The sequence below is a fragment of the Desulfonema magnum genome (genome assembly GCF_017377395.1).
GTDB classification, from domain to species: domain Bacteria; phylum Desulfobacterota; class Desulfobacteria; order Desulfobacterales; family 4be13; genus Desulfonema_C; species Desulfonema_C magnum.
The window spans coordinates 223,435-236,624 of record NZ_CP061800.1; the positions used below are offsets into that span (position 1 = coordinate 223,435).

General features: G+C 43.7%; 5 protein-coding genes. All 5 read right to left on the reverse strand.

The window, feature by feature from the left end; translation table 11 throughout:
- Nucleotides 1–965 precede the first annotated feature (965 nt).
- The 5 genes from dnm_RS00905 to dnm_RS00925 all read right to left on the reverse strand — a co-directional run bounded on the left by dnm_RS00905 (nucleotide 966) and on the right by dnm_RS00925 (nucleotide 12,745).
- Entirely contained in the window at nucleotides 966–2,600 is a 1,635-nt protein-coding gene (locus dnm_RS00905) for an ABC transporter substrate-binding protein (RefSeq protein ID WP_207680842.1), read from the reverse strand.
- 223 nt (nucleotides 2,601–2,823) lie between these two features.
- Nucleotides 2,824–5,820 (reverse strand): response regulator, encoded by a 2,997-nt coding sequence (locus dnm_RS00910; protein ID WP_207680843.1) that lies wholly within the window; start codon nucleotides 5,818–5,820, stop codon nucleotides 2,824–2,826.
- Nucleotides 5,821–7,048: 1,228 nt separating this feature from the next.
- On the reverse strand, nucleotides 7,049–8,497 hold the full coding sequence (locus tag dnm_RS00915) for a S8 family peptidase (RefSeq protein ID WP_207680844.1): 1,449 nt from the start codon (nucleotides 8,495–8,497) through the stop codon (nucleotides 7,049–7,051).
- Nucleotides 8,498–8,651: 154 nt separating this feature from the next.
- Nucleotides 8,652–10,055, reverse strand: a complete 1,404-nt coding sequence (locus dnm_RS00920; RefSeq protein WP_207680845.1) for a S8 family peptidase — start codon at nucleotides 10,053–10,055, stop codon at nucleotides 8,652–8,654.
- Between the two features lie 1,229 nt (nucleotides 10,056–11,284).
- Nucleotides 11,285–12,745, reverse strand: coding sequence for a S8 family serine peptidase (locus dnm_RS00925; RefSeq protein ID WP_207680846.1), 1,461 nt, complete (start codon nucleotides 12,743–12,745; stop codon nucleotides 11,285–11,287).
- Nucleotides 12,746–13,190 lie beyond the last annotated feature (445 nt).

Consider the following 13,190-nt stretch of genomic DNA (forward strand, 5'->3'; position numbering starts at 1 on the left):
GTGGTAAAATTGCGTTGGCTATCAGGTGTCAGGTAACGATGTTCGGAGCTTTCGACATTGTTCTTTTCCTAACCCACTACTTTTTATCCTGAAACGACAATCATTTATAATAAAAGTGAATTTTTTATGTGAGGACAATCTGAAATTACCTTTTGCATCGTAACTTCTTGCAGTGTCCGACCAAATAAATTTTGAGGTCTGACATCCGCCTCACCCGTCAGAACTTATTTGGTCGGACAGGAATTTTCTTCTTGTTATTATGGAAAGCAAAAATTATGCCATTTGTACCTGATAAGAATCAGTAATATTCGGCGCAAAGCCTTTTCGCAATGTAACTATTTTATATTTATAACAATTATGTTGTTAATAAGAATCTGAAACGGAGATGTTCCCGCATCCGCTCACCGTGAGTTTTTTGGCTGTCTCACCGTTTTTTTTGTCCCGCATCATAAAATCAGCAGATGAAAAATATGCTTTAAACAGAACATTTCCTCGTTCCTACGCTTCGCATGGGAATACCTTTTGGACGCTTTAATTCCCTGATAGCAAACGAAATCCGGACACAAAGCCTCAGAACCATGCAAAACGCGGGAACGAAACAGACTGAGATTTTTTCATCTGCTGAAACTGGCAATTTAAAACCATTTTTTCTGATTATGAAAAAATAATTTATGTTCAAAATACAACATAGGCATAACCCATAATCACGTTTTTTGAATATAATTTATTGATATAAAAAATAAAAACAGAGTGTCCAAAAAACATCATAACTTAAATTATTAGTTAATATTATAAAAACTTTCTGAGAACAGCCCGGCAATTTATTACGGGACCCATTCCCATTTTCCCAGTCAACCCTGTAAGGGAACCCGAAAGAAATAACATACCCGATACAAAAACGTAGGGTGGGTTGCGCTTCGCTCCACCCACCCTACGTCCGAGTATTTTATTTTTGGGAAAATCCTTTATCTGCGTCTTATTGAAACTTTCCGGAACGGAATATAAGGGGCCCCCAGATAACCAATCTCCATCCCCTTTACCCAAGGCTGCAAAAGATTATTAAAGGTGTTGATATGAAGACACAGGACAGGAGCCTCATTCATGACAGTTCGCTCTGTTTTCCGATACATAGTGACCCGTTTTAAATAATCTGTCTCACGGCGGGCCTGTTCCAACATTTTATCAACTTCAGCATTTTTGTACCCCATGCGATTGGTCGAACTCCGGGAATGAAAGAGTACATAAAGAAAATTGTCCGCATCAGGGTAATCCGCATACCATGCCGCATAAAACATGGGGGCTTTTTTATCGTTAATGACACCAATAAATTCTTTCCAATTTTTTGCAAACCTGGGAATGATCTGAATACCGATCTCAGCCAGATATTTTTGGCAGGCTTCAAGCTGTTTTCTGACATTCTCGCTTTTGGAAACAGTCCAGATATCCGCCGGAGGAAAATTTTCTCCTTTGGGATAACCTGCCTCTGCCAGCAGCTTACGGGCCTTTTCCACATCATAGGCATATCCTTTGAAATTCGGATCAAACCCGGCAATCCCCGGCGGCAGAACACCTTTGGCCGGAACACTTCCCCGCTTGGTAATTTCCCTGACAATGGTTTCTGTATCCACTGCATATGAAACAGCCTGACGAACCCGGTGATCATCAAAAGGCGGTATGCTCTGGTTCATACCGATATAAACAAGATTCAGACCGGGAGTGCTGCTAAACTGGTAATTTTTTGTATAACGGGAGGTTGCGATGATTTCGTCATATTTGTCGCTGGGGATGAATGCCTGATCCAGAAGTCCTTTCTCAAAATCATTGAAAATGACTTCCCACTGATCATTGGAGTAAATGCGAAAATTCAGGGTTTCAATAATCGGAGGGCCTGCAAAATACGCTTTGTTTGCAGAAAGAACAATGCGATTACCGGGTTCCCGTGTATGCAGACGAAAAGGGCCTGTGCCCACAGGCGTTTTCCCGAAATCCGGTCCCACGGCCTCCTTGGGAACGACAGCGGCATTCACTGTGGCCAGGATAGAAATAAAAGGTGCGAAAGGTTCCCTAAGTTCGATCTTAAAGGTATAAGGATCAGGAGCGCTCAGGCCATTGACGGTTTGGCTTTTTCCTTCATGAAATTCGGACGCTCCCAGTATATGGGAAAAAAATGATGCCACAGGAGACTGCGTTTCAGGATCAAGGAGACGTTGAAGTGAATAAACAAAATCAGCAGCTATGACTTCTCTTCCGTTGTGAAATTTAACCCCTTTGCGAAGAAAAAAAGTATAAGTACGATGATCTCTGGAAATCATCCATCGTCTTGCAATTGCGGGAACAATATTGAGGTCTTTGTCAAATTCCACCAGTCCGTCAAAAATATTTAAAGCGACATTTACAGCATAAACACTTGTAATATAAGCAGGATCAAGTTTACCGGGTTCGCTGGCAAGGGGGACCCGGTACTCTGCCCCGGGTTTTGCCTGATCATTTTTTGACGAATCTGCCGCGAGGACCGACCCCGCCCACAGCAGAAACAACAGTACCGACACGATGGCTGCTGACATGAGTCGAAATTTTGGTGTTGAATTTTTTTTCATCATTCCTTCCTTTCTGTATTGCTTCTGAGGGTAAAAAACATAATTTTACACGCAGTGCTGCCCCGGGCGGATAAAAATCTCACAGACAGCATTGCCCCAATTGCAACCCTGTTTTTATTCCGCATGTTTTTATGGTTTAAAAATCATGGGGTTATAAAATACAGAGACAAACAGGATCAGTTTTTTTAACGCATTGATACCATGTTCATCCCCCGGTGCCACCCCGTCAGGAATTTTCAGACTCAGCGATTAATGCTTTCCGCACCCTTTCATACTCTGCCTCAATCTTCGGCAGCAGTTCTCCGGCTGCCTCAGTCATGTTTGCCCTCCCCATGTCCTCCATCTCCTTGCACAAAGAAGCCAGACCTGTTGCGCCCATATTTCCGCTGGCTGACTTGAAACTGTGTGCGATTTCTCTTATGGCGTCAGAATCATTCTGCGAGACAGCCTCTCTTATGGCCTGTAAGAGCTTTGCTGAGTCTCGCAAATAGGTTCCGATAATCTGCCTCATAAAATTCGGACTGCCCTGTTTTTCTATAAAACGTATCTCATCCAGTATGTCAGAATCAACAGGACACGAAAGCCGCGGTGATTCTTCGACAGATACCTGATTCGGAGACAGAGGCTGCTGCTCCCGGACAGATTCAGTTTCAGACAGCCAGCGTTTCAGAACCTCTCCTATCTGGTTCCGGGTAAACGGCTTGCTCAGATAATCATCCATCCCCGCGTCCAGACATCGCTGACGAAAACTGTCTATGGCGTGAGCAGTCAGCGCAATAATCGGAATATGCAGCGACCTCATGGCGTCGGATATTTCAGTTTCTGACATTATGCGCTTTTCCTTTTCCCTGATAATGCGGGTCGCCTCATAGCCATCCATTTCAGGCATCCGACAGTCCATAAAAATCAGATCATATTTCCCGCTGACAAACGCGTGAACAGCTTCTTTCCCATTGTTTGCCACATCCACATCACACCCGAAAGTTTCCAAAAAAGCTTTCGAAACCTCCTGATTTACAAGATTGTCTTCAGCCAGAAGGACAGAAATATGAAATTTTTCCATTTGTTCCTCTTCAGCATCCTCGGGCCTTCCAGGACTGTCTGTCAAAGTGTTAAGACAGGAATAAAGCGGGGACTGACATATTGGAATATCCAAACAAGCTGACACACCGGCCTGCCGTATTTCCTCAAGATCGCCATAAGACTTGCCGGATATTAACAGAATCACCCGGGTTTTTGCGATCACGGGGTCGGATTTGACCGTGCGGACCAGCGTCAGACCATCCATGCCAGGCAAAGATCTCTTCAGAATCACCACATCATAAGGTTTGCCTTCAGCCACGGCATGACGCAACATTTCAATAGCCGCGTCTCCTTTTTCAGTCTGAACAGTTTTTCCCTTCCATGATGTCAGATAATGACACAGAATATTTCTTCTGGTGTCGCTGCCATCAATAATAAGTATGCTCAGACCATTCAGATTGAAACGGGGAAATGTTTCGATCTTATCCGTAATGGTCTGTTTTTTCAGGTATGCGGTAAACCAGAACGTGGAACCTTTTCCAAGTTCACTTCTGACACCGAGCTGTCCTCCCATTTTCTCAACCAGTTGTTTACAGATTGTCAGTCCGAGACCAGTACCGCCGTATTTCCGGGTGGTGGAGGTGTCTGCCTGGGAAAAGGGTTCAAAAATACTTTTTTGGCTCTCACGTGTCAGTCCGATACCTGTGTCGCTGACTTCAAACTTTAGTAATACTCTGTCCCCCGCGTCCTTGTTTTTGAGAACAGAGACCTGTATCTCCCCTTCTTTGGTAAACTTTATGGCATTTCCCATCAGATTGGTCAGAATCTGACGTAACCGGACACTGTCTCCGCACACGTCAGCCGGGACATTACTATGTATGAGACAGGCCATTTCCAGGTCTTTGCTATGGGCACGTTCAGCAAGAAGCCGGGTAACATCTTCAACAGTCTGACAAAGATTGAAGCCGGCAACCTCCAATTCAAGTTTGCCCGCCTCAATTTTAGACAGATCAAGGATATCATTGATGATTTCCAGTAAAATCTGACCAGATTTGCTTATCATCTCGACTTGCTGTCTCTGCAGATCATTGAGTTCTGTTCGTAATAACAGTTCAGCCATTCCCAGTACGCCGTTCATGGGGGTGCGGATCTCGTGGCTCATACTGGCCAGAAATTTGGACTTGGCCTGATTCGCTCTTTCCGCAATTTCCATGGCTTTTTTCGATGCCTTTTCTGCCCGCTCACGTTCTCTGACTTCTATCTTCAACTGTTCATTGATGATTCGGAGTTTTCCAGTGCGTTTTTCCACCAGTTCCTCAAGGTAACCGCGGTACGCTTCCAATTTTTCTTCTGCGCGCTTTCGTTCGACAATTTCGTGCTGAAGCTTTTCATTAGAGGATTTCAGTTCAAGAATATGCTCTTTCAGCATCTCTTGCATGGAAAGAAAACGCGTTCCAAGATAACCGATTTCATCACGGGTGCTGATATGTATGGGATTTTCATATTCCCTGTTGGAAATGGCCTCCACACTTCTGACAAGTGTGTTCACAGGCCGGGTGATACGGCTGGTCAGAAATAACGAGCCAATGCAGCCTAAGAGCAACGCAGCGCCTCCCAGGATAAACAGCCTGACCCGTGTTTCCAGAATGGCTGCGTTCATATCCGCGATGGACAGACCAATACATACGTTGCCCCATCTTTCCTCATGAATCAGGATAGGCAGCGTGATGTCACAAATTTCATCGTCAGAAAGCCTTCGATATCGGACACTTTCGTTATCATTTCTAAGGGCCCATTTTATCATCATATCGCTGAAAACTTCCTCTTTCATAGGCCGGGGCCCGCTGTAGGCAGCCACATCTCCGTTGAAAAGCAGGATCGCCACATAAATAAGGCCGCTCTGATGGGCTATTTTTTCAACAGATTGCCTTATTTTTACATAATCATAGCTGACCACGTAGTTGGTGTTTATTGCTGAGAGGTTTCTGGCAATAAAAAATCCGCGCTTGAGAAATTCATCCATTACAGATTCCCGCATCTGATTTTCAACAAGAAAGATAATCGCAGACATAAGCACGCACTCAAGGATGATAATTCCAATCATGAACTTGGTACGGAGCCGAATCTTGATGTCTTTCTGGGAATCCCGAATTTTCATCTTTAATTTAAAGCGCCTTGGTGAGATCGGAAATAATTTCATTAAAGCTTCCGGAAGGAGCAGTGTTTTGACGGATTTCGATTGACTCCCCGGAGATGGAAAAATATGCCACAGAGACAAAATGCAGGCCTGCTCTTTCCGGGCATATTTTTATAATGCTGTAAATATACAAAAAAATCAGCTGCTTCTGAACGTAAATAGGCTTTCATCAGCTTGAAAATTTTCATTTCTCAGCGGACGAATTCTTGCGCAGGAAAAAATTAAAACTGGACGAGTATATTACCTGACTGTTATCAATTCTCGTAAATTTTTGAAGAATCATATTGTAACCTTCTTCAAACACAGATTTTCAAAATTTCGGAATATATTAATATCCATTTTAATTTCAAAAGGTTATAATAAAAATTTAATTATAAGTCATATTGTTAAAAGGATAATTGAAGGAAGGAAAGAAGTCAAGATGCTTTGATGCTTTCACTGAATATCAGCCAGATGAAAATTTCCTCAGCGTCTTTTTGAAAAGAAAGAAATATGAGCAGTTATAAAAGACTATGATCATATCTCCGTGTCACAGTCACATTTTCTCAGGACATGTCTTTTAAAACAGGTGCCAGGAACGGCGTCAATCCCCTTTCCGGCTTCCCCAACAATACTGTTGATTTAACGGTATTTTCTCCGGAGTGCGAAAAATGCTTTTTCGCAAGCGCAAAAATATAATTTTTGCACTCCGGATCCGTTCGGAATTGCTTTTCGGACAGGCTCCCGATGTCTTCGCTGCAAAAAAACAGCCACAAAGGCACCGGGACACAAAGTGACTTCGTGAGCCTTCGTGTCTTCGTGTCTTCGTGGCAAAAAACAGCCACTTATGATTACTCTATTCTTTACTTTTCAAACAAGCTCTCAGAAGGGGCCAGCAGATGTGAATGACCGAAAAAACAGAGTGTGGTGCAATGAATAATTATTGTACTGCCAATCCATCAGGAGCAAGGGATGAGGTGGCCAGTCAGCACAAAAAAAGGTCAATAATTTTCAGATAAAAATTTTTGAGTCTGATCAATATAGCCTGCTGTGTCTGATATGTCACTACAAGGATTTGGTATAGGAAGGGGGGGATAAACGCTTCATTTTCTATGAAATAATGTCCAGACCCTGCCGGACGGGATGTTTTGCCGGACAGAATTTTTTTGCCGGACAGGGTTTGCAGCCCCGTCCGGCAAAAAAATCCGAACTCCGATTTTCTGTTTTGGGGTGTCCGTATAACAAATTATATTTATTGACGACGTTGCACTTCCTCAAGTGCCCCCACCAGATTGAGTTTGCCGTCAGTTGTGCTATTGACAAGAATTTCCCTGATTTCATAGGGTGATATCATATTATTTCGATCCAGGGAGAGCATCAGGGCAATGGATCCGCTCACATGGGGCGTTGCCATGCTGGTTCCGTTACAGGTACCGTACTTGGTGATTTCCATGACGTTTGAAGAAACAATGCCTTCGCCCGGAGCAGTCAGTTCAACTTCCGGCCCGGTGTTTGAAAAACCAGCCACGTCTCCGAAAGAGGTATGCGCACCAACCGCAATCACTTCAGGATATGCAGCAGGATACATCACCGGATATGGATTTTCAACGACACCATCGCCTGAAGCCCCGCCATCACCTGCGCCACCATCACCTGCGCCACCGTCCCCTGCGCCGCCGTCCCCTGCGCCACCGTCCCCTGCGCCGCCATCCCCTGCGCCGCCGTCTCCGGAGGTCTGTCCATCTTCTATCCAGTTGGAATGATTGCCTGACGCACCCACCATGATGATACCAGCCTCATATGCCTTTTGGATTGCCAGATGAACTGTGGGATTATCTTCACGGAAGGCGAGGCTCATATTGATGATATCCATCTCGTTGTTAATGGCCCACTGAATCGCCATGATAAGGCTTGAAACCTCACCCATGGCATTTTCATCAAGAACTTTTACCGCATACAGCTTGCTTGTCCTTGCCAGTCCCGTGCGTCTGGCCACAATGGTTGCCGCGACATGGGTTCCGTGGCCGTTATCATCCATAGCCATTCCCGGTATCATATTTACACAATCAAATCCGCCCTCAACATAATTATCAAGTCTGGGGTGGGTGTAATCTACCCCGGTGTCAAAAATTGCAATTTTGATGTGTTTCAGATAGCTTCGTTCCATGGCATCTCTGACGATCTGGGGAACAGCATTCGGGTCATACAGACTCATCGTAAAACCAGGATCATAAGGCTGTTCATAAAGTTGCAGAATTCCCCAGGGCCGCTCTCCGTTAAAAATGGCATTGTCCAGAATAGGGCTGATAAACCTTATCGGCTCCGAAGCCCCGCCGTCTCCGGCTCCACCGTCTCCGGCCCCACCGTCTCCGGCCCCACCGTCTCCTGAAGCCACAACCGCCTGAAGTTCCACCTGCTGATCTTCTTCAACACGCAGCACCCGGTCATCATCAGCCAGTTCGGCAGATGTAATTGTATCGGGAACACTTAAAACAGCCCCGTCAACAAAAGGAACTCGTCTGAGGGTGACAACTCCGGCTGCTTCCCAACCTTCAAGGTAATCAATTCTCTGAGGCGGTTGGGTATTTTCCTGAAAAATGACGATTTTTTTCACCATCCCGGCCGCAGTGACCTGGCTAAACATCATGGAAACAATTACAGCCATTGTAAATAACAGGGTTCGACTCAAGACTTTCTTCATGCTGCACCTCCTAAAATTTAAAAGTTCCTAACCGCAAAACTTAAGAAAAAAATTATCCGGAGTGCCAAACTTGCAGTTTGGCAATATTTCAGCCACCTGTAAAGTGGGGGAATCTGCCAAACTGTAAGTTTGGCACTCCGGATTTTACATCCACTCAAAGATTCTTATTCATGTAATTCACTTCGTCAAGCGCTCCCACAAGATTGAGTTTCCCTTCATATGCTGTGGCTTTCAATACACTTCTTACTTCTTCAGGGTAAAGATCACGTTTGGTGTGCAATGCCAGCATAAGGGCTGCTGTTCCGCTTACATGGGGAGTTGCCATGCTGGTTCCGCTGCATACACCGTACTGGCTTATTACTGTCAGATTCGCCGAAAGCACATTGACACCCGGACCAGTAATGTCTGTTTCAGGACCAGTGTTTGAAAAAATTGCCTGGTTTCCAAATGAATCATGAGCACCCACTGCGATAACCTCAGGATATGCAGCCGGATACATAACAGGATAGGGATTTTCACTTGCGTCGCTGGTTCCTGCACCGCCGTCTCCTGCGCCACCGTCTCCTGCACCGCCGTCGCCAGCGCCGCCATCACCAGCGCCGCCGTCTCCTGAACTTCCGTCATCAAGTTCCCAGTTTGAATGATTCCCTGTGGCAGCTATCATTATGATACCAGCATCATAAGCTTTCCTGATGGCCGTATGAACTGCCAAATTATTTTCTCGGAAAGCAATACTCATATTGATCACATTAATATTCCTTTCCATAGCCCACTGAATTGCACTGATAAGGGTTGAAACATCGCCAGTGGCATTTTTATCGAGAATTTTGGCAGAATACAACTGAACCCCTCTTGCCACACCAAGCTTATAGCCAACAAGCGTCGCTGCCACATGTGTGCCATGACCATTGTCATCGTCAGGGATCCCGATTGTCCCATTCACAAAATCCACGCTCTCTTTGACAAGATTTCCCAGTTTCGGATGATTAAAATCAACCCCAGTATCAAAAATCGCAATTCTGATCTCTGTTATTTTGCCATAAGTTCTTGCCTCTGCTACCAGTTCGGGAGTGTCACTCGATTTGAGCTGAGTTGTCAGTGAAAGCGGGTCATAAGGTTCTTCGTAAAGATGGACAATTCCCCAGGGGATCTGATTTCCGAGCAATGGATTCCCTTCTACCGGGGTAATAAATTGTATCGGTTCTGAGGTGTCTGTTGCCCCGCCGTCACCCGCCCCGCCATCTCCTGAAGCCACAACTGCCTGAAGATCCACCTGTTGGTCATCTTCAACACACATCACCCGATAATCATCAGCCAGTTCCGCAGATGTGATTGTATCCGGAACACTTAAAACGGCCCCGTTAATAAAAGGAACTTCTTTAAGAGTGATAACACCGACCCCTTCCCATGCGCTGAGGTAGTCGCTCACCTCGGCCGCTGAGGTATTTTCCTCAAAAAGAACGATTTTTTTCACCATCCCGGCCGCACTGACCGGGGCAAATACCATAAGAACAATTACCATTCTGATTAACAAGACTCTGATAAACATTTTTTTCATGCTGTACCTCCTTATAGTTTTTAATAAAAATATTTACTGATTATAACGGATTTTGGGGAGGCTCCGGCCGTGAATATGACAGCGGATAAAAAGGATGAAACGGATATGACTTTTCAGATCGGCTTCCCGCGGCACCGGATTACGGGCTGCCTGCCGGGATAAGGGATAGGGCTTTCCGGATCGGAAACACCCTTCGGGGAACCGCTGTCATATCGGCCGGTACTATCCGTTTCATCCCCTGAATCCGTTGTCATATTGCCGGCCTCCCCTAAATCCGTTATAATCAGAATATTTATTATTCCGGAGTGCCAAACTTACAGTTTGGCAATATATCCTATGCCTAATACCCTGAAACAGAGCGATCTGCTAAATTCTTTTTTATAAAACCTCTTTTTTTTAAAAGTTTATCTGCTCTGTATCATTGCAAATACGATGCCATAAGCAATATCGGAGAAATAAAGAATAATGATATCAAAAGATTAAATTCAAACCGTCTTTTCATTATAACTTATTGAATTTAAAGAATATTATAATATTAATTATATATTTTTGCCAAACAGAAGCCTTTTTAAAGCCATTATTAAGCATTCCGCGTCGCATATAATATAAGGAATTTTCTTTTTAATATATTATTTTCAAGAATTTAGATTTTGTTTAAGACATAACAGTTTGAAATAGGACGGCTAGGAAAAACACAGAAAGCTTTTTTTACGGAAAAAAAAGCTGTGTTTAAAATACAACAGTCACGAATATTATTTTTTGTTACGGAGTGAATCAGAGAGGTGATGTTTCAGAGGGAATATTGTGGAATTAAAAAGCATGAAAAAAATGTTCAAAATACAACATCTGAACTGTTGTTCAGATGTTGTATAAACAATAACTTATTGATATCAAATTATAAATACATTAAAATCCGACATGCTGAATACACAAAACCAAAATTTTATGAGAAATATTTCATAAACGTAGGGTGGGTGGAGCGAAGCGGAACCCACCCTACATTTTTTGTATCGGCTATAGTTCCCTAAGAGTTTTCCCCTTCTGAGACTTGTAAGAACGGCATATCCGGCTATAAATATGCAGTCTCTATCGGGGAGTTTTCAAACACGCTCTTTAAAAAAGACGAAGTATCAGAACAAAAGTATTTTGATCCGGAGTGCAAAAATAAAATTTTTGCACTCCGGATCAAAAAAATACTTGGAAACATTTAAAATTTTACAAACATCTTACTATTTAATAAGAGATACCGGAGCTAAAGATGCCTCGATCTTTTCTGTTGATGATTCAACAGGGACCAACTGATTCAGGCTGTCCGTGGCTTCAAGCGCGTTTACCAGATTAAGCTTGCCATCAACCGCTGTGTCAGTCAGGATTGCCCTGATTTTTTCAGGTGAATCTCTCAGGTATCCCTCCTGATCCAAAGCAAGCATCAGGGCTATGGTACCGACCACATGCGGGGTTGCCATGCTGGTTCCGCTTTTTACATCATAGCATTTTACCGAATAGGTTCCTAAGCTTAACACACTTGCAGATACAACATTGACACCCGGAGCAGTTACATCCACCTCAGGGCCGGTATTTGCAAAAGATGCAGTTACCCCATATGCATCATGAGCGCTGACGCCGATAACTTGGGGATATGCCGCCGGATACATCACCGGATACGGGTTTACAGTCCCGCCATCATCTGAAGCGCCGCCGTCTCCCGCACCGCCGTCTCCTGCACCGCCGTCTCCTGCGCCGCCGTCTCCTGCGCCTTCATCATCTTCTATCCAGTTGGAATGGTTGCCAACAGCCGCCACCAAAATAAGACCCATCTCACTGGCTTTTTGAATCGCCAGACGAACCACGGGTTTGTCATCCCGGTAAGCAATACTCATGTTCACCATATCAATGTCATTATCAATGGCCCATTGCAATGCCATGATCAGTGTTGAAACCTCCCCGCAGGCATTTTCATCAAGCACTTTGACCGCATACAGATTCACCCCGTTTGCCAGCCCTGTGGTACTGCCGGCAATGGTTGCTGTGACGTGAGTTCCATGACCGTTATCATCCATGGGAATTCCAGGTGTCATATTCACCAGATCAACCCCCCCCATGACATAGCCCTCAATTTGCTCATGCGTGTAATCAACACCCGTATCAAAAATTGCAATGCTGAGTTGCTCCAATTTGCTATTTTCCATCGCCCTTCTTATGATGGCAGGAATTTTCTTCCGATCTTTGAGAGTGCTGATATATGCCAGAGGCTCATAAGGTAATTCATACAGATTCATAATTCCCCAGGGACGCAGCTTGTCATCATCGAAAAAAAACAACTTCGAAATGATCGAATTAGTTAACACCTCATAATACACCTCTTCCGGCTCACCGTCATTATTTAATATTCCAATCGGTTCAACCTCTGTTTGCTGGTCCCCTTCAACATTGAACACGAGGTCATCATTCGCCAAAGATTCAGGAGTGGTTGTGTCCGGCATGCTCAGAACCACACCATTAATAAACGGAACATAGCCAACGACTTCAGCTTCATTCTGAGAAGCCGCATACGCCTCAATCTCATTTTGCGATACATTATCCTGAAAAATAATGATTCTTCTTACCATTTCATCAGCATTTGCCCATGAACCCATCACAAATACTGATATGACACTCAATAATAAAATCCGCATATACCGTTTCTTCATAGCCATACCTCCTTCTTATAATATTTTTTATGCATGTATTATATATGCAATATCTAAGTTATAATGCAACATCTGTGCCACAAACACTTTTATTGTTAAACATTAAAGGATTTCGATCTTATGTTTTTTCTAAAAAGGTTTGATATTATAATATTTTTTATATATAAAAAATTTATAAAGCTTTCTTGCAATGACAAGGATATCCGACAAGTATGGATACAAAAATCAAATTATTATCTGCTATTATTATCATTTGGATCATCAAATTTTACATAACCACAAAACCATCAGATAAGAGAAAAATAAAAAGTCAAATTCCTGTCTGACATTCCCATTTCTTTATTTTTTACCGGATATTTTTTGTCAAAAGATGATACAGGACAGGCTTTTCCATATGAAAAGTGTTCAAAATACAACAATGATAGGCGGCATATCTGAAATTCGT

Bases quoted from the DNA above. Each gene is read 5' to 3' on its own strand.
- dnm_RS00920 (WP_207680845.1), bottom strand. From the start codon at position 10,055: ATGAAAAAAATGTTTATCAGAGTCTTGTTAATCAGAATGGTAATTGTT.
- dnm_RS00910 (WP_207680843.1), bottom strand. From the start codon at position 5,820: ATGAAATTATTTCCGATCTCACCAAGGCGCTTTAAATTAAAGATGAAA.
- dnm_RS00915 (WP_207680844.1), bottom strand. From the start codon at position 8,497: ATGAAGAAAGTCTTGAGTCGAACCCTGTTATTTACAATGGCTGTAATT.
- dnm_RS00905 (WP_207680842.1), bottom strand. From the start codon at position 2,600: ATGATGAAAAAAAATTCAACACCAAAATTTCGACTCATGTCAGCAGCC.
- dnm_RS00925 (WP_207680846.1), bottom strand. From the start codon at position 12,745: ATGAAGAAACGGTATATGCGGATTTTATTATTGAGTGTCATATCAGTA.